The organism is Candidatus Eisenbacteria bacterium, assembly GCA_030017955.1.
Taxonomy (GTDB): domain Bacteria; phylum Eisenbacteria; class RBG-16-71-46; order JASEGR01; family JASEGR01; genus JASEGR01.
Genome location: JASEGR010000003.1, coordinates 1 through 21066, shown reverse-complemented (window position 1 = coordinate 21066; position 21066 = coordinate 1). Strand labels below are relative to the sequence as shown.

Here is a 21066-nt window from a genome sequence, read left to right as displayed (position 1 = left end):
ATTGGCGCTGATCCGGGAATTGTTATCCGGCTGGGAAATTTCTGTCCCGCTCTTCTTCGACCCCGGCGCTGTCCCGGCCAAGCGGCGATTGAGGGCTAGTCCTTTTTCGTCTGCCTGGCGTCCGGCTCTATGATTTTGGGTGTGACAAAGATGACAAGCTCTCTCTTGGACTTTGACAGACTGGATGAACCGAAGAGCCTGCCCAGGAGAGGAATCCTGGCGAGAAGAGGAACACGTCTCTTCAGGACACTTTCGTTCGTCCTGGTCAAGCCTCCGATTACTGCAGTCTCCCCATCAAGAACTGTCACTCTTGTGTCGGCTTCACTCGTATTTATGATTACGCCGCCTTGGACTGTGGCCTGTGCAGACAGATCGCTTACCTCGGGATGAAGGTCCATCGTTATTCTTCCGTCCGAGATTATGTGCGGCCTGACCAGGAGTTGGATTCCGATGGTAGTAAGCTGGGTGATTGGATTGCCTGCGATGTCTGACACTATCAGAGGAATCTTCTTCCCGACGATTATTCTGGCTTCCCTGTTGTCTGCAGTAGTGATCCTCGGATTTGAGATTATGGTTGCCTTGTTCTCTGACTCAAGGGCCTGAAGAATAGCATCGAGCCCCAGTGTGCCTCCGGTCGTCCTGAAGTTCATCGTTCCAATGGCGCTGCCCACCGGCGAATTCACGCCGGTTTTCCCCTGCCATCCGCCTGCCGACTCTGTCCTTCCGCCGGACCACACGACTCCGAGTTCTCTTGATGCGGTGACGTCGATGTCAACGAGTCTTGCAGTGATCTCGACCTGTGGGGTCGGGGTATCAAGTTCAGCGACAAGTTTCTCAAGCTCGGCAATCGACGAGGCGATGTCTCTTACGATCAGGGAACCGGTCCTCTCGTCAACTTCGATTGTTCCTCTTCTCGACAGGACTCTTGCGAGCGGTTTGGAAAGCTCATTCGCGTTTGCGAATTTCACCCGGACCACTTTTATCTCAAGCGGCAGGTAGTCTTCCTTCTTTCTTTCTGCTTCGTCCGCACTCAGCTGTTCAGCCCTGATATCCTGAAGACTTGAGACGGTTATTATCTCGTCCCCCTCGACAACCCCGTATCCGTGGGCATTTGCGATCGCGTTCAAGGCCTCTCTCCAGGGAACATCCTTGAGCGAGACAGTCACCTCTCCCTTGACGTCCTTTGTAGCAACGATGTTTCTTCCGCTGTATTCTGCAATGCTCCTCAGAACAGATACTATGTCCGCTGCCTGAATATTCATCGAGATCAGACCGGGCTTTGAACCCTGGATCTTGGAAGACACGTTCGACTGTAATGAATTCTTTTCCTTTTTGCTCCGCACCGAGACAACAATTCCGGACGCCGTTGTCCGCACCGAGTACGAACTTCTCTTTGTCAGCAAAATCGAGATCCTGGTAAGGGGCCCCGGTTCGCTTAGCCACTCTTCGGCCTTTATCTCCCTGACGAACCGGCTCTCTGAGCCGTTGATCAGGGTGTCGCTGAGCTTCATAGTTGCATCGAAAAGGTCGATGACTATCCTGTCAGGCGCTGTGGTAGGAAAATCCCTGTGGCTCAGCGGCCCATCCGATGAGATAGTCACTTCGTCTATCTCGCCCAGCTGCCTGAGAGTCATGCCGGTGACTGAGAGACAACTCCCGTTCCCCACGGCACACGCAAGGAAGAGAGCAGAGAAAATGATGATCTTAACCTGCTTTGTTCTTAGTACCACTGGCCTTCTCCCTATCTCTGAGTTTTAAACTCACTGTCCGTGTTTCCCCGTATCCTCTTTGCGTGAAGATTACTTCTTTCTTCCGCACCTGAATGGTGTAGCCGTCTATCACCGGATCACCTTCCCTGACTATGTAGCTCCTGTCGTCTTTGTCCTCAAGAATGGCAAGCCACTCTCCCTCTCCCCACACGACTCCGACCAGGTAGCATTCTCCAATGTTCGGGAGCTTCACCGGGAACTCAGACTCAAATTCCCCGTCAAGCAGCGAGTAGAATGGGTCTCTCCTCCTGCTGGACTGGTAGGAGGTTCTGGGGACAGACCCTATTTCCGGGTTCATCGTTTTCTTTGCCGGAGAAATGCCGTTGTTGGCAAGCTTCTTCTCCGGGTTCGATGGGAGCTCTCTTCCATCCTTCTTCTCCACGCCGGTCGCCTGCCGGGCGGAGCCCTCCTTTCCAGTATCGGTATTCGATCCTGCCGTCCCTGTCGAAACAAGCAGAAGTGCAGCGATGCCCAGGTGAAACAAGCAGCGCACCGGAGCGTTCCCGAACCATCTGACAGTCCTTTCCAGAAGTTGAGCTCGAAACGCCGCTAACATCAGCCGTTCAAGGATATTTTTCATAGGGCTATTTGCCTGCGGCCTCGCCATGTGAATACCCGGTTACTATCATCGTTGCCTCTACAGTCTCATCCAGACCGCCCTTCGTGTACGATTGAAACTTGACCTGGCTTACGTTCAGGAGTCTGGGAAGATTCAATATGTCAGAGATGAAACGGGCAGTCTCGTGGTAGCCGCCGGCAACCGTGATAGAAACAGGCAGCTCCGTCATTCCCCTGACGATCCTTTTCTGTTCGGGCTTCACAAGAAGTATCGTCACACCGCAGCCGATCGCGGTAAGCGAGATCATCGTAAGCATTGAGGCAACATCCGGCTCTGCAGGAATGAGGTCTTTCTCCACATTCCATCTCTCGCGAAGAGCAGCAAGCTCATCCATCGTTTCCTTCCGGCCAGAGAGCTTTCTCCCGAGTCTGACTGATTCCTGTTCAAGGGAATCGAGCCTCTCCTCCTTCTCCTTTGTCCTTGTCGCGAAGCTTGAGTACGAGAACGGTATTCCAGGAAGGACAAGATCAATCAGGAGGATGAGAACCGAGAAGATGATCGTTATCTTTGGTCCGCCTTTTCTCAAGATGCCGAGTTGGTTCATCCTTTCCTCCTCGGGGCAGGCTCACTGACTCCGCCGAAGCTCACTACTGCCGTAAGCTTGAATTTCACAACATCTCTCCCGGATACCGTGCCTTTCTCCGAATACAGCAGTTTCGTACCCTCGAAGATTGTGGACCGGTCTATTCCACCCATCAGCTGGGCAACCCTTAGATTTGAGAAAGAGACTCCCTCGATAGTTATCTCCCGGGACCCGCTCTGGAAAACGCTGGTGTACCAAAGATCGCCGGGAAGTTTTCTCGAGAGTTCTTCCAGAACCAGGACCGGGACTCCCCTTTGTCCGGTCAGACTTTGAATCCCTGCAAAGTACTCCTTGAGCTTGAGCAGCTCCCTTTCTCTCGTCAAAATCTCTGAAGACGTTTTCTTTCTCAACTCAATGTTCTTCTCCAGTTCAGAGAGAGCTTCAGATACCCTTCTCCCCTGTTCGATCTGAAAAAATGTCCCGGCGAACACAATGAAGAGTGAGACAGTGAGAAATGATTTCGAAAAGACGGAGATGGCGCGAGGCCTTTCACCGAGCGCACCTCGGTCTCTATCTTCTTCTGGAACAAGGTTGATTCTTATCATTCTATTTGCCGCCCTCCCTATCTGTGTCGACGGCGCGTCCAAGGCAATTGCCGGGAAGCATTTCTACGTGACCTCCCTGAGAGCCAGGCCGATGGCAACCGCCAATCTGGAGCCTAGAGGAGAAGGTGCACTCCCCATTTTGTGAACCGTGTCTGCGACCTTCACATTGACAGGAAATCTCTCCGAGAAGAAGTCGGTGAGGCCAAGGGAAGCGGAGCCTCCGCCGCACAGAAAAAGCTTGTCCAATTTCTCTCCGGCGCCTGTATCCGAAAGGTAGGAAACAGCCCTCTCCAGAGAAGCGGCAATCTCCTCCAAGCCGGGCAGGATGAGACTGACGACCTCATCCTTCTCCTTTCCATCTTCTCCCATCAATATCTTCAGAGCCTCGGCCTGCGTGACGCTGAGGCCTTTCTGAAGTGCCTGGGCGAAGCTTCTGGCACCGGTTGAGACGTGCCAGCTCAGGAATGGTTCTGATTCCCTTGATATGGTTATGCATGTTGACTCGGCGCCAACATCGACCACGGCGAAGATCTCGGTCTTGGATATATCCTCCGAATAACTGACAGAGTTGAGAACAGCCATGGGGTTTATATCGACGACAGAGGCTCCAATCCCGGCCTCTTTCAATAGCTGCAGGAGGTTGGAAACCGTCTCCTTCCTGACTGCGACAAGGAGGACATCCAGGGTCTTTGGCTTGCCTTCGCTCTTAAGAACGTGAAAATCCATTGCCACATCATTTATGTCGAACGGTATATGCTCTTCTGCAGCGCAGAACACGGCCTCTCTTAGCGCCTCTTTTGCGACCATTTCCGTCGTTATTCGCTTTACAATCACGCCTCTGCCTGAAAGCGCAGTCACGACGTTTCTACCCTTCACCTTGAGCTCTTCCGACAGCTCGGAGACGGCGCGTACGACAAGCTCTCTATCAATGATCTCTCCACCGACAATTGCCTCCGGGGGCAGCTCCCGAATGCCGTACCGGGAGATCTGAAGCCTCTTTCCTGCTCTCGAAAGGACGACGAGCTTTGCTGCGCTTGATCCTATGTCGAGCCCGATTCCCTCTTTCTTCTTCCAGAGCATGAGACTATCCCCATCCCCACAGAGCGGGAATCGCCCGGATAAGGAGCAATTCCTGACAGAAGAGCACGGCAACAGAACTAATTCCGAGAAATACCCCGAACGGAAGTTCAGTTTTCATGGTTCCCTTTTTCAAGACAATTGAGGCAATGCCATACAGTGATCCGGCAAGGGAGGCGAAGAAAATAGAATAGAACGCGCCCCCCATTCCCAGGAATGCGCCGATCATCGCTGCCATCTTGATGTCGCCTCCGCCCATTCCATCTATCCCTCTGAATCTCTTGTAAGCCCAGCCCACAAGGAACAAGCTTCCTCCGCCGAAGATTGCCCCCCCTATTCCCTTGACCCAGTTTCCATCCAGGAATAGCGCGAATATCACACCCAGGCCGAGTCCTGTCAGGCTGAATCGGTCCGGTATTATGCGCAGTTCGAGATCGGTCATGATCGAGCTCAGAACGAGCGAAATGAACGCAAGTAGAAAAAAGAGTCTCCAGCCCGGCTCAAAGACGATCCCGCCAAGGACAAAAAGAACGCCGAGAAGGAGTTCAACTGCGATATAGCGCAGGCTGATCCTTTCGTGACAGACGCGGCATCTGCCGCGAAGGATGATGTAGCTCAGGACTGGAATGTTATCGACTGCCCGTATCTTTGCCAGACACTTTGGGCAGTGCGACCGTGGCGTGACGATGGACATCCCTCTCGGGATTCTGTGGATGCAGACATTCAGGAAACTTCCCATCACCGCGCCAAGGACAAAAAGACAGGACATGTGGATAAACCTTTCCAACACTAACTCCTTCTTAGAGTAAGCTTCCTAATATTTCTTTCGGCAATTTCCCTCATTTGTTGATTCTTTGTATTTCTCATCAATTCAGCCCAGAGTTTGATTGCAAAATCGACATCGCCCGACTTGGACGAACTGTAGGCGGCAAATCGAGTTACGTACTCGGGGCAGTTCGGGATCTGTGCGGCAAGCCGAAAGTACTGGGCAGACTTTCTATAATCGGAGAGAAAAACGTAGTAAGTGAATCCGGTCTCGAAAAGAAGTTCCCAATTGCCAGGGTTTTCTCTTACTCCCTTCTCAAGGAGGTGTATGGCAGAAGCGGTCTCCCCGGCCTCCTGCGAGATAATCAGCGAGCCGAATATGTACCCTGCAGAGAACTGTGGATCCAGCGTTGTAAGCGTGTTGAAAATGTGTGACAAGTATTTGAAATTCCTATCGGTGAGTTTGTGCTCGCCGTAGTACTGAATCCCCCGGAGCCAAATGAGATCTGCCATCAGGGGAGCATGACCCAGCGAAAATTCCTTGATAAAGAGCCCTGACGGGAAGTACATGAGCTCTCCCTTCAAAAAATCCTCCCGCCCGCGCTCGATCCTGTCGGCAAGCGAGCAGGCGATCGCAAATGATACGAGAGCAGAGAGCAGAATCAGAGTCGTTGAGATTTTTCCGGCAGCAGGCATTTGGATGCAATCCTCACTTTATTTTCAAGCCAGATCTCTCCTTCGGAAAACCAGCACGGCAATGGCAAGAGTTGCGAATGCATAAAGCAGTGAATAGCTGAAGCAGAAGATAATTCTCTCCGCGGTGACTGGAACACCGTGAACCAGCTCCCCTCTCACATTCAGCGCTGTGAGATTGGGAAGCATGTAATACGCAAGTGAGACTGCCCCTTTTCCCAGTTGTGAGCCGCCCCTGTCGACCCAGTATTTCAGGCTTCCGCTTGTCTCTCCAAGAACGTAAATCGAGAGGATGAAGAGCGAACTGGTCACGGAGCCGGCGAAAGTGGAGAAGAAAACTGCCGCGCCGGTCAGAACAACCGCTTCGAGAAACGCAAAAAATGCGCCAAGAAGCATCACTGGCTCCCATTTTCCGGTGGTCATTCTCAAAGTGAGAATGAGAATAAGAGACATGAGAAAAATGGCGAGCGTGACCGTGAGCAGAAGCCCAAGGTATTTCCCCAGAATGAACTCCTCCCTCCTCACGGGCTTGGAGAGGACGGAATAAGCGGTATGGCGTTCCATCTCTTTTCTCAGGAGGGAAGTCCCGACAAGAACAACTATAAGAAGTGAAAAAAGAGAGAGAGCCGATAGCCCCAGGTCTGTCATTATCTTCGCTTCCTCGCCGAGGGCGAGCGGTGTCACCAGCCGCCCGCTGATGATGAGGAGAATTCCGAACGCAACAACGAGATACAGGGCTTTTTCCCTTATGGCCTCTCTGAACGTGTTCAGCACAATTGCGGAAATCCTCAAACTTCTGTCACCTCCCTGATGAAAGATTCCTCCAGTTTCTCGCCTTTCCTTGATACGGCGAGGAGCTCAGCATCCTCTTCGAGAACAATCATCAGTGCTCTCTTCAGGGCCTGGTTGCTGTCGAGAACCGCTGCGATACCCTCTCTTGACGGCCTCGTTTCCTCCGATATCTTTGAGAGTTTCTCAACGACTACGTGTCTGGGATGTCTAATCAGAATCTCGTAGGATTCCGAGTTCCTTGCGGTCTCGTTCAAGTTGAGGATCCGGCTTATTCTTCCCTCCTTCATTATTCCGACCCTGTCGCACAAGGCCTCTACGTCAGGAAGGATGTGCGTTGAGAATAGAATTGTGACCCCGCTTTCCTTCATTGAGAGGAGAAGCTCTCTCACCTCTCTTCTTCCAATTGGATCGAGTGAACTCATCGGCTCATCGAGAATAAGAAGCTTCGGACTGCCTACGATAGCTTGCGCGATGCCCAACTTTTGGAGAGTGCCTTTGGAGAGTTTCCTCGCTTCAGTCCGAGCCCATTCGTCGAGCCGCAGGAGAGAAATGAGCTGCCTCACTCTCGCGTTTGTGCCTTTTTTTGAGACTCCTGCCAACCGAGCAGCGAACTTGAGAACGGCGTCCACCGTAATCCTCTCGTAGAAGGACGGATTCTCTGGAAGGAATCCCAGCTCACGCCTTGCCTCCGGATCTCCGATTGGCTTTCCTAGTATCGAGCCGGTCCCTTCGGTCGGTAATATGAGACCGCTCAGAAGTTTCAAAGTCGTCGTTTTCCCCGCACCGTTTGGCCCAAGGAGGCCAAAAATCTCCCCGCTCCTTACCTCAAGCGAGACCGAACGCACGGCCCACTTCCTGGTCCTGAGGAATGGCGATTTGAAGCACTTGCCGATTCCCTCAACTTTGACTGCAGCTTCAGCGCGGACCTGCGGCTCGGACTCTCCCGCCGGCCGTTGAAGACCGGGAAAAGAAGAGAGAGGCAGCAGGGTTCTACCGCCTCTCTCTTTGACCAGGGCAATTTCACGCATTACGAGCCGTTTGTCAGAGTCAGCGCCAGGATAGCGCTCTTCCCATAGCCCTTTATTGTGTAGCCACTTGCCGTTGCCGGGTTGGCAGCCATCTCACCGGCAGCGTCAGGATCCGCTCCAAACCCTACGTCTGCGTCTGCGTACGCCGAGCCTGTGAACGGGTTCTTAGGCCACGCTCCGCCCGGGAAAAGTGCCTCCACGTCATCCTTGTCGGCTGCAACCGCATACGTTCCGTCGTTCTGGACGGCGTAGTCTTCCATGGCGAGCTGGAAAGTGTGCATGTTTGCCTTAACGCTTCCCTCTTTTGCCCTGTTCTGCATCGAGATAAAGTTTGGAACTGCGATGGCAACAAGTATTCCTATGATTACCACCACAATCATTAGCTCGATAAGCGAGAAACCCTTTCTGTTCTTGAGCATCTTAAGCACCCCCTTTCTACATGGCGTATTTCCCACCTGTTCGTTACTATCGGTACGGTTCGCATGTTACATTAGGCAACTTTTGTGCCCTGGTTTCGCGTTTCATAAGTCTGTGTGCAGGGCAAAGAAGGGCTGGACGATGCTTTCTGCCGCTGCTCTTCCGGGTTGCATTTCGCAAAAAGAGAGTGAACTTTGCAATCACCATTGCTCAACCAGGACCTTCTCCTTTGATTCGCTGATAAGTCCGTAGCTCACCAGCTTCCTGTACAGCGTTGACGGGTTTATTCCAAGTATCTCGGAGGCACGTTTCTTCCGGTTCTTCGTGCACTCAAGCACCTTCATGATGTATTGCTTCTCAAGTTCCTCCAATGTCATTGTCGGCGGGCCGATCAAGAGCCCCGGCATTGAGTCCCTCTTCTCTCTCAATCTATCCGGCAGGTCCTGAGGCGTAATCTCATCTGCCTCACTCAAGATGATTGCACGTTCGATCACGTTCTCAAGCTCCCTGACGTTTCCCGGCCAGTGGTAACGCAGAAGAAGCTCGTGCGCTTCCTTGCTGAGCGTCTTGGGCTCGCCTTTCCCGCAAAGCTTCTTCAGGAAGTGATTGATGAGAAGCGGAATGTCATCGCTCCTTTCCCGAAGCGGAGGGAGTCTTATCTGAATCACGTTCAGTCTGTAGTAAAGGTCGGCCCTGAACCGTCCTTCGGCGATCTGCTTTTCCAGATCGGCATTCGTGGCAGCTATCAATCTAACGTCTATCTTGATCGGACTCAAGCCTCCGACAGGGATTATCTCTCTCTCTTGAAGTGCCCTGAGCAGCTTCACCTGTGTAGCAGGAAGAGTTTCCCCTACTTCATCCAGGAAGAATGTCCCGCCTTCGGCAACGACAAGAAGGCCCGCATTATCCTTCACGGCTCCGGTAAATGACCCCTTTACATGTCCGAAGAGATTACTCTCCAGGAGGTCCTTTGGAAGGGCACCGCAGTTTATTGAGACAAAGGAAGAGTTTGCTCTCTGGCTCCTGTAGTGTATTTCCCTTGCGATCAGCTCCTTTCCTGTCCCGCTTTCCCCGCAAATCAGGATGGTCGAATCGGTGTCGGCCACCTTCTCCACCATTTTGAACACGTCGCGCATTCCATCGCTCTTCCCAATCGTTTCCCGTTCCTCATGGCCGCGCTTAAGTTCCTTCTTGAGCAGGACGTTTTCTCTTTGTATCCTCCTCATCTGAAGCGCATTCCGCACGACAAGTTTGATCTCATCGCCTCTCCAGTCCTTCTCGAGGTATTGAAAAGCTCCAAGATTGAGTGCATCGATCGCCGATCTCTGAGAGGCATGTCCCGTCATGATTATGACCGGCACTGAAGGATCCATCTTCTTCACGCGGGAAAGGAGGTCGATGCCGTCCATGCCTGACATCTTCAAGTCCGCGATTATGAGGTCAAACGAATCGTCTTTCAGCCTGCCCAGTGCCCCCTCAGCCGAGCTCGATTGTTTGACCTCGTGTCCTTCCTTGCCAAGGAGAACGCTGAGAAACTCGCGTGCACTGGGCTCGTCGTCAACGATAAGTATCTTGGCCCGATTCAATCCGGCACTCCTTTTTTTGTTCCAACACTCACCGCGTCTCCCCGGGACTCTTCATCTGTTCTTGGAATCCTGAGCGTCACCGTAGTGCCAAGTCCCCGGGTGCTCCGTATTGCCAACGTTCCGCCGTGCTGCTCGACCGTCTTCTGGACAATCGAGAGACCGAGACCAGTACCTCCGCGCTTCGTTGAGAAAAACGGCTCCAACGCTTGTTTCAATTCCCCTTCACTCATACCTGGTCCGTCATCCGAAAATCTTATGACAAGTTCTTCGTCCTTCTCTCTGCTCCCTCCATCAACCCCAGGCTCTTTCTTCTCAACGCAGGCCTCGATCGTCAAGGTCCCTACCATTCCAATCGCCTCGAAAGCATTTATGCCGAGATTGAGAAGGGTTCTTCTCAAGAGGTCAGCGTCGATTGCCGCAGTCAGACCTGCCGGTTCACAGCTGAGTCTGACTGAAATTCCGTCGCAATAGCTGGGGTGTCTCATGGAGATTGCCACCACTTCCCCAAGAAGACTCTCAACGTCGACCTCTTCAGAATGAATCGGTCTGTCTTCAGCGTACTCGAGGAGTTCAGAAACGAATCTCTGCAGTCTTCTTGACTCAACAGAAACTATCGACAGAAGCCTCCTTTCAGTTTCGGGCTGATTTGACTCCTGCATCAAGAGGTCCACCGAACCTGAAATAGGGCCCAGACTGTTTCTTATCTCGTGGGCAATCACTGCAGAGAGCTCCCCGATCGCTGCCAGACGGTCCTTTCTCCTGGAAATCTCCTCAGTCTTCTTTACCTGCGTAAGATCCTGGAACACCGCAATCACACCCATCTTGGACCCCGCTCCGTCGCGGAGAACCGAGGTGTTCACGCCAAGAGGCATGCTTTCCCCGTCGGTTTTGGCAAAGGACATCTCGAACCGTTGTTTGCCCTCACCTCTGATGTAGGTTTCAAAGAGTCTTTCAACGAAACCTGTTTGTGATTCAGTGAAGACTTCTCTCAGGAACATCCCGCACACTTCCCTCTCGCCAATCCCCAGTATTTTTCTCCCTGCCCTGTTGAAAGATAGAATTCGTCCATCGGCGTCAATTGTGATAAGACCTGAAGATAGGCTCTCAATCATACATTCGGTATTGACTTTGAGATCTTCAAGATCATCGGTCCTCTCGCTCAGTTCCCTTTTCTTCCTCGCAAGACAAAGACTCGTGACTGCCAGGACCAGTGACAGAGTAAGAGGAATGACGACCAGCATGGAACCGCCCATAGTCAAGAGACTTACTAGAGCGGCTCCGCCGGCTGCAGCCAAAGGCACCTTCTCGTGTGTGACTTGCTTTTTCATCCCGAAATCACCGTTACAAGTTTGAACATAGGCAAATACATCGAAACAAGCATTCCTCCAACCAGAAGGCCCATGACAACGATCATTGCCGGCTCGATCACTGCCGTAAGCCCTTCAACGGCGGCCCAGACTTCATCTTCGTAGAAATCAGCGACCTTGTTGAGCATGGCGTCGAGCGCGCCGGTTTCTTCTCCGACGTTTATCATCTTGACCACCATTGGCGGAAACGCTCCGGACTCCGCAAGCGGGCTTGATATCGTCTCGCCTTCCTTGACGCTCGCTCTGGTAGCAAGGACTGCATTCTCTATGACCTTGTTGCCTGCCACCTTGGCTGTAATCTCAAGTCCCTTCAGAATCGGTACGCCGCTCGTGACGAGAGTCCCCAGAGTTCTTGTGAATCTCGCAACCGAAGCCTTTCTCAAGACATCACCGAAGACCGGAACTTTGAGTTTGAGTCTGTCAATAAACTCTCTTGCTCCTTTTGACTTCTTTGCCTGCTTGAAGCCGACGGCAAGAAGAAAGACAAAGACTCCAAGAGCCCACCAGAATTTTTGCAGGAAGTTGGACAAGCCGATGACAATCCTGGTGGGAAGCGGAAGCTGACCTCCGAACTCAATGAATATCCTGGAAAAAGTAGGCACTATGAAAACCAACATGAAGCAGCTCGCTCCCAGGGCTACCGCTGTCACCATGACAGGATAAGTCATTGCACTTTTTACTTTTCTCTTGAGCGCCGCTGATTTCTCAAGATATCCTGAAAGCCTTGTGAACATCTGATCAAGCGCTCCACTCGCCTCTCCAACCTCTACGAGATTTATGTACAAATCATCGAAGAAGGTTTTGTGCTTTCCCATCGCCTCGGCCAGCGATGACCCGGCTTCAACGTCATGAAGAACCTGTCTGGTCATCTCCCTGAACGGTCCCTTATCGCTCTGTTTCGACAGGATGTCGAGGCATTGCGATATGGGAAGACCGGAGTTAATCATCGTCGCCAACTGCCGGGTGAAAACGGCGAGGTCCTTTGTCGTGACGCCTTTCCTTCGCCTCAAACGCCATCTTCTTTCTCCCTTTTTCTCGGTCACCGAAGTGGCAACTATCTTCTTTCTTCTCAGGTAACCCGTGAGCTCCGCTTTCGTCTCAAATGTGAGTTCTCCCTTTGCCTGCTGGCCGGAAAATGTTTTTCCTTTCCAAACAAATGTCGTCGGCACCTGAGGATTATCCTCCGCGCTCTATGCTCCGATCGAGACCTCTTCTTTTCTCCTCGTCAGGAGGTCCAGCAATTCCTTTGGGTCCGGGGAGTGGCCCATTGCATCGTCTTGGGAAATCAACCGCGAAACAACGGCATGGCAGAGGGAGTGGTTCATTGTCTGCATTCCATGCTTCTGTCCCGTTTGGATGAGGCTATAAAGCTGGTGTATCTTGCCTTCGCGAATAACGCTTCTGACCGCAGGAGTAGCAATGAGAATCTCAGCAGCCAGTACTCTTCCTGGTCTACCCATTCTGGGGATCAGCTGCTGCGTTATTACTCCCTCAATAACAAATGCAATTTGGGAGAGTATTTGGTGCTGCTGTTCCGCGGGGAAGACATCAACTATCCTGTTCACTGACTCTGAGGCCGAATTTGTGTGCAGGGTAGCAAGGACAAGGTGCCCTGTTTCAGCAATCGTGAGAGCAGCTGCAATCGTTTCAAGATCACGCATCTCCCCTACCAGGATAACGTCGGGGTCCTGTCTGAGAACGTACTTGAGGGCTTTTGCGAACGACTTTGTGTCCGAGCCGACTTCCCTCTGGTCAACTATGCTCTTCTTGTGACCGTGCACATATTCTATGGGGTCTTCAATTGTTATGATATGGACGGCTCTCTGTTCGTTTATGACCTTCACCATAGATGCCAGCGTGGTCGATTTCCCGCATCCAGTCGGACCCGTGACAAGAATTAGACCCTTAGATTTTGAAATCATGTTTGCCACCAGTCTCGGGAGGCCAAGCTCTTCTGGCGACGGAATGGTGAACGGTATTTGCCTTATCGAGGATGAGACGACACCTCTCTGGAAGAACACGTTCGCTCTGAAACGGCTCAACCCCGGCATACCGAAGGACAGATCAAGCTCCTTCTCGTTCTCAAACTTCGCTATCTGGTCTTCCGAAAGCATCGAATAGCACAGACTCTTTGCTGCCTCTGCGGTAAGGGGCTCCTCTTTCATTCCAACAAGCTCACCGTCAATCCTGAGCACCGGCGATACTCCAGGACCTATGTAGAGGTCTGAAGCATTTCTCTCAGTCATCTCCTCAAGCAACTCTTTGATAGATGGCATGATCGCTCCTTAGGCCGTCTTCTCAAGTATCCAGTGCTGTTTCCTTCAGAACTTCTTCGGCCGTCGTGATTCCCATCTTGAGTTTTTCGATGCCGTCCACTCTCAGGGTCTTCATCCCTTCGGCTATGGCTTGCTTCTTGATCTCGGAAGTGGGCGCTCTGTCAAGGATCAGGTCTTTTACTGCCGGAGAGACGGGAAGGACCTCGTAAGCGCCTGTTCTTCCCCTGTATCCGGATCCGTCGCACTCTGAACATCCTCTTCCTTTCATGAAATGGCAATCCTTCTCTTCTTCCGGTTCGATCCCGCATTCCTCCAGTGTCTCAGGGTGGAGTTTTATTTCTTCCTTGCAGGATTTGCACACCTTTCTCAAGAGCCGTTGCGCAAGAATCAGATTGGTTGAGGCAGCAACAAGGAAGGGCTCAATTCCCATGTCTATCATCCTAGATACAGCGCTCGGAGCATCGTTTGTGTGCAGCGTGGACAGAACCAGATGCCCGGTCAGTGCCGCCCTCGTTGCTATTGAGCCTGTCTCTCCGTCCCTGATCTCTCCCACCATTATTATGTTCGGATCCTGCCTCAAGAATGATCTGAGTGCGGCGGCGAACGTAAGTCCTATCGGTTCATTGATCTGAATCTGATTGATGCCGTCCATGCTGAACTCGACCGGGTCTTCCGCAGTCATTATATTGACCTCCGGAGTATTTATGAAACTCAGCGCGGAATAGAGGGTCGTTGTCTTCCCGCTGCCGGTGGGACCCGTGACGAGCACCATTCCATACGGACTCTTTATCGCCTGTCTGAAGTTCTGGAGTCCGGACTCAGGAAATCCGAGTCTCCCCAGGTCGACTGTAAGTGTTGACCTGTCCAGGATTCTGAGGACAACCTTCTCCCCATGCACCGTCGGCAGCGTCGAGACTCTCAGATCGACAGTCTTTTCCGCGATTCTGATCCCGATCCTCCCGTCCTGGGGGAGCCTCTTCTCCGAGATATCAAGCTCGGAAAGAATCTTGAGCCTTGAGATAACCGCGCTCTTGCTCTTGAAGGGCGGCGACGCCACCTCCCTCAGGACACCATCTATCCTGAACCTGACTCTGAAGTGGTTCTCATAGGGTTCGATGTGAATATCGGAGGCTCCTCTTCTGACAGCATCCGCAATCAGACTATTTGCAAGTCTGACGATTGGAGCTTGTTCTTCTTCTGAGAGTTGACCAATATCTGTCTCCTCGGTCCTCTCAACAATCTCAAGCTCCTCAGTGAGTCCCTTTACAAGATCATCAAGCGAGCCACCTGACGAACCGTAGAACCTGTCGATGGCCTTCTTGATCTGAGTCTCGTTGCATACGACAGGCTCAACATCGCACCCGGTGATGAACTTGATGTCGTCTATCGCGAAGAAATTCCCCGGATCAGCCATTGCCACGACTAGTTTTCTGCCGGTCCGCCGGATAGGGATCAACTGGAACCGCGTCGCAACTTCCGATGGAATGAGATCGACAGCTGCCTGCTCGATAATATCCGGCGTGAGATCCAACGATCTCACGTTGTAGTTCGCCGCGATGAAGTTCAGGAGCTCGCACTCGGCAATCGCCCCGACTCTCACCAGGTTCTGAGTCAGGCTCCCGCCGGATGATTTCCTCTGCTGAGTTGCCTCTTCGAGCTTCTCGCGCGCGACTAGGCCGGCTTCGACAAGCTTTTTTCCTAGTGTTTCCTGTGTAAGTGTACGCATGTGGCCGTCGGTAGGTCGGACTCCTGCCGCAAATTTCCCTTTATTAACGAATCGGCTTGGGCCTGCCAAAGTTGAGGTTATTCTTGGGATTTTCGGGGCATTCCCGTGAGGTTTATTTGAACTCCCGGGACATGTTCTTCGTCATTCCACCGGCTGAAGCTCGCTTCTGAGCTTTTCGAGAGTTTTCCTCCCTATTCCCCGCACCGAGAGAAGTCCGTCAACTGATTCGAAGGGCCCGTTTTCATTCCTGTATTTGATGATTCTGGCCGAAAGGGCCGGCCCTATGCCCGGGAGCGCTTCGAGCTCTTCCTGAGTGGCAGTGTTTATGTTCACCCTCCCAAAGCTCCCGGGTTTCTTGTGATAACCGGTTAAGTTTCCTTGCTGTTCTCCCCCGGGGAAGTAGCGGTCTTTCTCCTCCGACATGTTCGCTGGAGAAGGCATCGGAACATACATACCAGAAGCTGTGTTTGCTGCATCTGTTTCTCCGTCGTCCTTAGTGAGTTCTTTCTCAGGCCGTTCGATGAGAAAATCCCTGGCAAACTCCGGATTCCTGCTCTTGAGCTCACGGACGATTCCGCCACATGCAACCGCGAGAACAAGAACTGCAATGAATACTCTCTCCTGCCTTGTGAGCATAGTGCCTCCAGGTCAGTCGGTAACTCTCTGGTTCAGAAAGGAAGTACGTATGGAGGAAAGGAGATGATGGGACTCTATCTACATCCGGGGTTTCAGTAAAAACCCTAGCTCAGATGCCGGATTGCGTCAACCGTCTGACGTGCCAGGATCAGACGTTAACTAGTCCAAGAACTCCCAGGAGAATCCGAAGACATAGTTTCTGCCCGGCATCGGGTAGCCTTTTCTTGTCTCGTACGTTGCATCGGTCAGATTTCTCAGCGAGCCATAGAATGTCACATCCGTGATTTGAAGACGAAGATTGGCGTGAAGAAGGCTGTACCAAGGCATGGTTTTCCCGGCTCCACCCTCCCGGAATCTGGTTCCGACGAACTCACCAGCTATCCCGGGCGATACCCTGAGACTTCGTGAGAAGAGCCAGAATCCCAAGTGAATATCCCCACCCGCCTTGTGCTTCGGTCTATAGAGAAGCGGGAGATTGCTTCTTTTGTCCTTCGCCTCAAGATATGTGTAGGTAAATGAGGCAATCCGGCTCTCTCCACGGCCGACTGACAGCTCGACCTCTCCTCCTCTGGTGAGCGACTTCCCGACATTTGTGGGCATCCATTTCTGATAAAACGTATCGAGCGGATCCGGCGCCCATTCAATCAGATTCGTTGCGTCTGTCCTGAATAGGCTTGCCTCGATGCCGGTGAACCCGCCGGAGTACTTTCCTACAAGAGAGCCGCTCACGCTCCTTTCAGGTTTTATGTGAGGATTTCCCTTTGTCCATGAATCTTCTGGCCAGTAGAGGTCGTTGAATGTCGGTGCCCTGAAGCCTCTTGCCAGGGAGGCTTGCATCGCCACGTTCTCCCGCACGAAGAAGGAGAGACCAAGCCACGGGTTGACTTCAACTCCATACGTCGAGTGCCGGTCCAGGCGAACCCCGGTCGAGACACTCGCTCTCCTGAGCGGAGAGATGTGCGCCTCAGAAAAAACACCAAACGAAGAGACAGCGGGGTGGAGCGTGGTCAGACCTGAAGCCCCGGCGCCCCTTGGCAGTGCTTTTCTTGAGAAGCGAAGCTCGTCCTGCCTTCCCTCAAGTCCGGCAGAGATACCGTAGGATTTCCCCTTTCTTGAGCTCTCGACCCTGAAGCCACGCGTTTCTGTCTTGCTGTCCTCCTCTCCGTCATAGAAGAGAGGATAGGGATTGAACAACGTGTCATAGTCAACGTTGATGAAGACGCTCTTGAAAAGCGACTGCTCCGTTAATCTGAAGAGCTTGAAGGAATTCCTGGTCTCCGCGGGACCTGCGGCATCGAGAGACAGCGTCGAGAGAAAGAATCTCCCGTCTACTCTGTTCGCAAGTGAGGAAACCCGGGAATCGCCGAGCCCCAGGTTCACTGCTCGATAGTAGTTTGTGTAGATGTCGTAGCCGAGACTTCCGGTTAGCTCAGAAGGATCGGGTTCTGGGCCAGGCGTTCCACATTCACTTGAGACAAGCTTTCCAACATATTGCAAAGACAGTGAGTTAGTCGCATCCCATCTCACCTTTCCAAAATATCGGTTCGAGTCGAAGATGCTGTTTTCTCTCGCGCCGGAGCTCTGCTCGAGGTCAAAGAGTAAGTGCACTGTGAGAGTAGTGTAGAGACTTCTCGAAACTTCTGCCATGTACCTCTTCCCGCCAAACATGCCATTCTGAAGTCTGACGCTCGAGTACGGACCGGCTTCATTCCTTCGTCTTGTGACCAGATTCACAAGTCCGCCGACCCCGTCTGCGCCATACAGACTCGAGCCAACGCCCTTCACGATCTCGATGCTTTCGATTTCCTTGGGAGATACGAGGTTGAAATCGAAACCGCCATTCTGAGGGCTCTTGACCGGGATACCGTCGATGAGGACCTGTACCTGCTCGCTGCTTGAGCCGCGGAGCGAAAGAACCTGAAGCTGTCCCTTCCCGCCGTAGTCTCCAAGTGCTGCTCCGGGCGCCTCATTCACTATGTCTCCGCATGATACTCCCGGCTTCCTCTCGATATCATCGTGCGACAAGAGGACAACCGAGACCGGAAGTCTGAATGGAGAAAGCCCAAGCCTTGTGGCCGTTACGACTATCTCCGGAACAATCGTGGCAATCTCTCCCGTCATGCCGGTTCTTGCGGCAAGCATTTCCTTCGGCAACGAAGCGATATCGCTCTTCACCCGTGCGGTGTCAGCATCATCTCCACCGGATGCGAGCCCTGTCGACGACAGGAGGCCGACAGCGACGAGGACCAGGCATCCGGGAGCTATTGTCTGCAACTTCGAACCGAGAAACCTCAGAGCAGCCGCTCCCGCAACACCAAAAATGATTGCATTGCTCACGGAGTGAAGGAGCGCAAAGTAGGCGCCGCCGACAAGCACAACTCCGACTTTGGCCAGACTCCCGTCACCAATTGTTAAGGCAAGGGCAATGTTCGTTATGAGGTCAAAGGAAATTGTCACCAAGAATCCGAGAAGAAAGAGCAATATGCAGAGAACTCCGGTGCGGGCCTTCCGAAAAGATCTTTCACCGCTATCCAGGGCCCTTGCAGAACCCACACTGCCGGGATTCTCCGGGAAGTGCGTCTTTGCGATGACTTTTCTCGCGAGACCTCCGCACGCCCCTGCCACGCCCATACCGGCAATCTGAGATATGAGAACCAGTGGAAATGGCGCTCCCATCGGATTAAGCAGGCTATAGATCAGCTCAGATGATATGCCGACAGCCAATCCCCCGGATATCCCAAGAATATAGCCGGAGACAAAAACGAAAAAGGTAATCAGCTCAACATTCGGAAATGGAACTGCATATCCCCCGGCAACTGAAAGCGCAATAAGAAGCGCAATAAGAGAAAGCCGCTGCAGTCTCCGCAGTTTCTGATGTGTCTCGTCATCTCCAATTGCGAGAATTGAGCCAGGATACGATTGAAGTTCACCTCTTCCCTTCCCCGTCTCTTCGCGATTCATAGAACTGGAGTCTCCTTTCACAGTCTTGTTCGATGTTCCCCCGGCAACAAAAAAACCCCGCCTTCGCACGGGGTAACATCTCATCCTGCCTTCCCATCGAAGGCCCTAGATTGAGAGGATGCGGGCAGGTTTCCTGGCTTGCGACCGGCTGCCTACTTGCTAGGCCTTCCCGGGGATGTCCCAGTGGCAATAATCTAGCTTTCGTTGTCGCTTACAGTGGCGGGGCCGCGCTGGATTTTCACCAGCTTCCCTAGAATCGTAGCTTCAACCCGCTTCCTTATGACATTTCTGTCAGATTATGTTTACGTATGCAGAGTGTCAAGAGTTATTTTGCGGAAATGAGGTCCAGCGAGGAGATAACGAAGAATAAACTCGTTGTTAGACAGTCCGAGTGGAGTCGGACTTTGGCGAGCGTTTTCTTTCCCTGAGTTTCTCCACGATCTCAAAAGGGACTTTGCCGCTTCCGATTTCGCTTCCACCTGCCAGGAGGCCGTGACTATCCGACCCGCCTGTCACGACAAGGTCATATCTCTTGGCAATCTCTTTGTAATACTTTGCAGTATCCCTGTCATGCTTCGGGTGCCATACCTCGAGCCCATCCAGGCCCTGCTCAACGAACTCGGGAATCAGGTCATCTCTCATCATCGTCCCTGGGTGGGCAAGCACAGATACGCCGTCGACTTTCTTTATCAAGTCAAATGCCTCTTTCGGCTCAAGGACCAATTTCGGAACGTAGGCAGGCGAATTGTGGCCTATGTAGCGGTGAAATGCCTCCTCAAATGTTCCGACATGGCCGCTTCTGAGCAATGCCTCTGCGATATGCGGTCTCCCGACCGCCCCCATCTCGGCAATCTCCAGAACCGACTCAATATCAAGCTCTATCTTGAGCTCTTTGAGTTTGAGGAGGATCTTCTTTGCGCGCTCCAATCTTGCAAGCTTGAATATCGCTAATTGTGACACAAACCACTCATCTCTGTAGTCGATGAAGTATCCCAGAATGTGGATGTCGGCCTTTCCATCAGTTACGCTCAGCTCGACGCCTGGGATGATTTCAATACCCGAACCTTCTGCGAGTTCAACAAGGCTGGAGATTCCACCTGCAGAATCATGATCTGTCAAAGAAATTGCCGCGAGCGGTTTCTCCTGAGCTGCTTTCAGAATATCATGAGGCGTGCTTGAACTGTCGGAGTAGATCGAGTGAATGTGCAGATCGACGTAGGACAAGTCTGGAGTTCTCTTTGGAGATACTCTCTTCTTCAGAACCATTCCTCCTCTTTCTCTTCCATTTTCTCCCTGCATATATCTATGAGCTCAAGTGAGCGTTCCCGGAGAGAATCTTCCCTGGATGCCAGGACGAATTCCTCAATCGCATCGGCATAGTTATCGATCTCCATGTATGCCTGCGCCAGTTCGAAGTGTCCTCCGTATTCCTCTCCCTTTTTCGAAAGAATGTCGCCATATTCCCTGACAATTTTCTCAAGGTCCTCGATCTCAAGCGCCGGAGTTTCGCCGACCGGGCTTCCCTCAATTACTGCGAGCTTTTCTCTCACGGTCTCCGCTTCATCAAGCTTTCGGGAACTCTCGAAGTTCCCGAGGTGCGACCTCAGCATTGCCGCTGCCTCTTTCTTCCTCCCGGCATCGACGAGGAGCTCCGATAATCTGAGCGCAGAGTCGGCATCGAGAACGGATTCCTCCGACGCCGATGCAAGCGCCTCCAGGGTGGTGTCCCATTCACCTTGCCTTGCCCTGAGCTCGGCACATGTCAGGAAACTCCCTTGAGCCTCCTTGACGAATCCCTCTGTCATGTAGAGTCGCCCGAGTCTCTCATGAATTCCAGACCCTCCTAACCCGAGTCTTATGATCTTCTTGCAGACCGCAGCCGCGTTCACGTTGAGCCCTTCTTTCTCATAGGAATCAACGGCCCTCTCGTAGCACGTTACTGCCTTGTCGAGCTGCCCCACCCCTGCAAATGTATCGGCCGCAACAACAAAGTCGTACGGTGCGGCGTCCCTGTGATCGAGAAGTTTCTCAAAGACTTTGCTCGCTGAATCAAGCTTGGATTTCCTGAGGAGCTCCGTCCCCTGCCTCCTCAGTTCAGCCGCCTCATTGTTCTGCAATTTAATGACCTTTCACGGGTCAGAGTCTAGTGTCGTGTCCCGGAAGTTCCTTGTCTATGTCTTTTGCACCGCGACACGACACTTTCATAGGGGCTTCTCGCCCCTCTGA

Annotated in this window: 19 protein-coding genes and 1 riboswitch; all 19 genes read right to left on the bottom strand. The window is 52.5% G+C overall.

What is annotated here, in order from left to right; all coding sequences use genetic code 11:
* Positions 1-95: 95 nt before the first annotated feature.
* The 19 genes from QME66_00780 to QME66_00690 all read right to left on the bottom strand — a co-directional run bounded on the left by QME66_00780 (position 96) and on the right by QME66_00690 (position 20957).
* On the bottom strand, positions 96-1730 hold the full coding sequence (locus tag QME66_00780; GenBank protein ID MDI6807504.1) for a secretin N-terminal domain-containing protein: 1635 nt from the start codon (positions 1728-1730) through the stop codon (positions 96-98).
* Positions 1705-2349 carry a hypothetical protein gene (locus QME66_00775; protein MDI6807503.1) on the bottom strand — a complete coding sequence of 215 codons (645 nt, stop codon included), beginning with the start codon at positions 2347-2349 and terminating at the stop codon, positions 1705-1707. Before QME66_00775 ends, QME66_00780 begins: the two co-directional genes overlap by 26 nt.
* 4 nt (positions 2350-2353) lie before the next feature.
* Positions 2354-2932, bottom strand: a complete 579-nt coding sequence (gene pilO / locus QME66_00770; protein ID MDI6807502.1) for a type 4a pilus biogenesis protein PilO — start codon at positions 2930-2932, stop codon at positions 2354-2356.
* Complete coding sequence (locus QME66_00765; GenBank protein MDI6807501.1) at positions 2929-3516, bottom strand: PilN domain-containing protein; 588 nt, start codon at positions 3514-3516, stop codon at positions 2929-2931. The genes pilO and QME66_00765 overlap by 4 nt, the downstream gene beginning before the upstream one ends.
* 63 nt (positions 3517-3579) lie before the next feature.
* Positions 3580-4596 (bottom strand): type IV pilus assembly protein PilM, encoded by a 1017-nt coding sequence (gene pilM / locus QME66_00760; protein ID MDI6807500.1) that lies wholly within the window; start codon positions 4594-4596, stop codon positions 3580-3582.
* A 4-nt stretch (positions 4597-4600) separates the two neighbouring features.
* Positions 4601-5380, bottom strand: a complete 780-nt coding sequence (locus QME66_00755; protein ID MDI6807499.1) for a prepilin peptidase — start codon at positions 5378-5380, stop codon at positions 4601-4603.
* A 2-nt stretch (positions 5381-5382) separates the two neighbouring features.
* On the bottom strand, positions 5383-6054 hold the full coding sequence (locus tag QME66_00750) for a hypothetical protein (GenBank protein MDI6807498.1): 672 nt from the start codon (positions 6052-6054) through the stop codon (positions 5383-5385).
* Between the two features lie 24 nt (positions 6055-6078).
* Entirely contained in the window at positions 6079-6843 is a 765-nt protein-coding gene (locus QME66_00745) for an ABC transporter permease (protein MDI6807497.1), read from the bottom strand.
* On the bottom strand, positions 6840-7871 hold the full coding sequence (locus tag QME66_00740; protein ID MDI6807496.1) for an ABC transporter ATP-binding protein: 1032 nt from the start codon (positions 7869-7871) through the stop codon (positions 6840-6842). The genes QME66_00745 and QME66_00740 overlap by 4 nt, the downstream gene beginning before the upstream one ends.
* Positions 7871-8290, bottom strand: a complete 420-nt coding sequence (locus QME66_00735; GenBank protein ID MDI6807495.1) for a type II secretion system protein — start codon at positions 8288-8290, stop codon at positions 7871-7873. The genes QME66_00740 and QME66_00735 overlap by 1 nt, the downstream gene beginning before the upstream one ends.
* A gap of 198 nt (positions 8291-8488) precedes the next feature.
* A complete protein-coding gene (locus QME66_00730; GenBank protein MDI6807494.1) occupies positions 8489-9874 on the bottom strand; it encodes a sigma-54 dependent transcriptional regulator in 1386 nt (461 codons plus the stop codon).
* Positions 9871-11202, bottom strand: a complete 1332-nt coding sequence (locus QME66_00725) for a PAS domain S-box protein (protein ID MDI6807493.1) — start codon at positions 11200-11202, stop codon at positions 9871-9873. The genes QME66_00730 and QME66_00725 overlap by 4 nt, the downstream gene beginning before the upstream one ends.
* Positions 11199-12410: a type II secretion system F family protein gene (locus tag QME66_00720; protein MDI6807492.1), complete on the bottom strand. Its 1212-nt coding sequence runs from the start codon at positions 12408-12410 to the stop codon at positions 11199-11201. The genes QME66_00725 and QME66_00720 overlap by 4 nt, the downstream gene beginning before the upstream one ends.
* 21 nt (positions 12411-12431) lie before the next feature.
* Complete coding sequence (locus tag QME66_00715; protein MDI6807491.1) at positions 12432-13517, bottom strand: type IV pilus twitching motility protein PilT; 1086 nt, start codon at positions 13515-13517, stop codon at positions 12432-12434.
* A 22-nt stretch (positions 13518-13539) separates the two neighbouring features.
* Positions 13540-15243, bottom strand: coding sequence for a type IV-A pilus assembly ATPase PilB (pilB, locus tag QME66_00710; protein ID MDI6807490.1), 1704 nt, complete (start codon positions 15241-15243; stop codon positions 13540-13542).
* A gap of 141 nt (positions 15244-15384) precedes the next feature.
* Complete coding sequence (locus tag QME66_00705; GenBank protein ID MDI6807489.1) at positions 15385-15879, bottom strand: helix-hairpin-helix domain-containing protein; 495 nt, start codon at positions 15877-15879, stop codon at positions 15385-15387.
* 159 nt (positions 15880-16038) lie between these two features.
* A complete protein-coding gene (locus QME66_00700; protein ID MDI6807488.1) occupies positions 16039-18840 on the bottom strand; it encodes a TonB-dependent receptor in 2802 nt (933 codons plus the stop codon).
* Positions 18841-18945: 105 nt separating this feature from the next.
* Positions 18946-19128, bottom strand: a riboswitch (cobalamin riboswitch).
* A gap of 90 nt (positions 19129-19218) precedes the next feature.
* A complete protein-coding gene (locus QME66_00695) occupies positions 19219-20106 on the bottom strand; it encodes a PHP domain-containing protein (GenBank protein ID MDI6807487.1) in 888 nt (295 codons plus the stop codon).
* Complete coding sequence (locus QME66_00690) at positions 20097-20957, bottom strand: hypothetical protein (GenBank protein ID MDI6807486.1); 861 nt, start codon at positions 20955-20957, stop codon at positions 20097-20099. Before QME66_00690 ends, QME66_00695 begins: the two co-directional genes overlap by 10 nt.
* Positions 20958-21066 lie beyond the last annotated feature (109 nt).

Bases quoted from the DNA above. Each gene is read 5' to 3' on its own strand.
- QME66_00700 (MDI6807488.1), bottom strand. From the start codon at position 18,840: ATGAATCGCGAAGAGACGGGGAAGGGAAGAGGTGAACTTCAATCGTAT.
- QME66_00695 (MDI6807487.1), bottom strand. From the start codon at position 20,106: ATGGTTCTGAAGAAGAGAGTATCTCCAAAGAGAACTCCAGACTTGTCC.
- pilB (MDI6807490.1), bottom strand. From the start codon at position 15,243: ATGCGTACACTTACACAGGAAACACTAGGAAAAAAGCTTGTCGAAGCC.
- pilM (MDI6807500.1), bottom strand. From the start codon at position 4,596: ATGCTCTGGAAGAAGAAAGAGGGAATCGGGCTCGACATAGGATCAAGC.
- pilO (MDI6807502.1), bottom strand. From the start codon at position 2,932: ATGAACCAACTCGGCATCTTGAGAAAAGGCGGACCAAAGATAACGATC.
- QME66_00715 (MDI6807491.1), bottom strand. From the start codon at position 13,517: ATGCCATCTATCAAAGAGTTGCTTGAGGAGATGACTGAGAGAAATGCT.
- QME66_00725 (MDI6807493.1), bottom strand. From the start codon at position 11,202: ATGAAAAAGCAAGTCACACACGAGAAGGTGCCTTTGGCTGCAGCCGGC.
- QME66_00705 (MDI6807489.1), bottom strand. From the start codon at position 15,879: ATGCTCACAAGGCAGGAGAGAGTATTCATTGCAGTTCTTGTTCTCGCG.
- QME66_00735 (MDI6807495.1), bottom strand. From the start codon at position 8,290: ATGCTCAAGAACAGAAAGGGTTTCTCGCTTATCGAGCTAATGATTGTG.
- QME66_00775 (MDI6807503.1), bottom strand. From the start codon at position 2,349: ATGAAAAATATCCTTGAACGGCTGATGTTAGCGGCGTTTCGAGCTCAA.
- QME66_00740 (MDI6807496.1), bottom strand. From the start codon at position 7,871: ATGCGTGAAATTGCCCTGGTCAAAGAGAGAGGCGGTAGAACCCTGCTG.
- QME66_00765 (MDI6807501.1), bottom strand. From the start codon at position 3,516: ATGATAAGAATCAACCTTGTTCCAGAAGAAGATAGAGACCGAGGTGCG.
- QME66_00750 (MDI6807498.1), bottom strand. From the start codon at position 6,054: ATGCCTGCTGCCGGAAAAATCTCAACGACTCTGATTCTGCTCTCTGCT.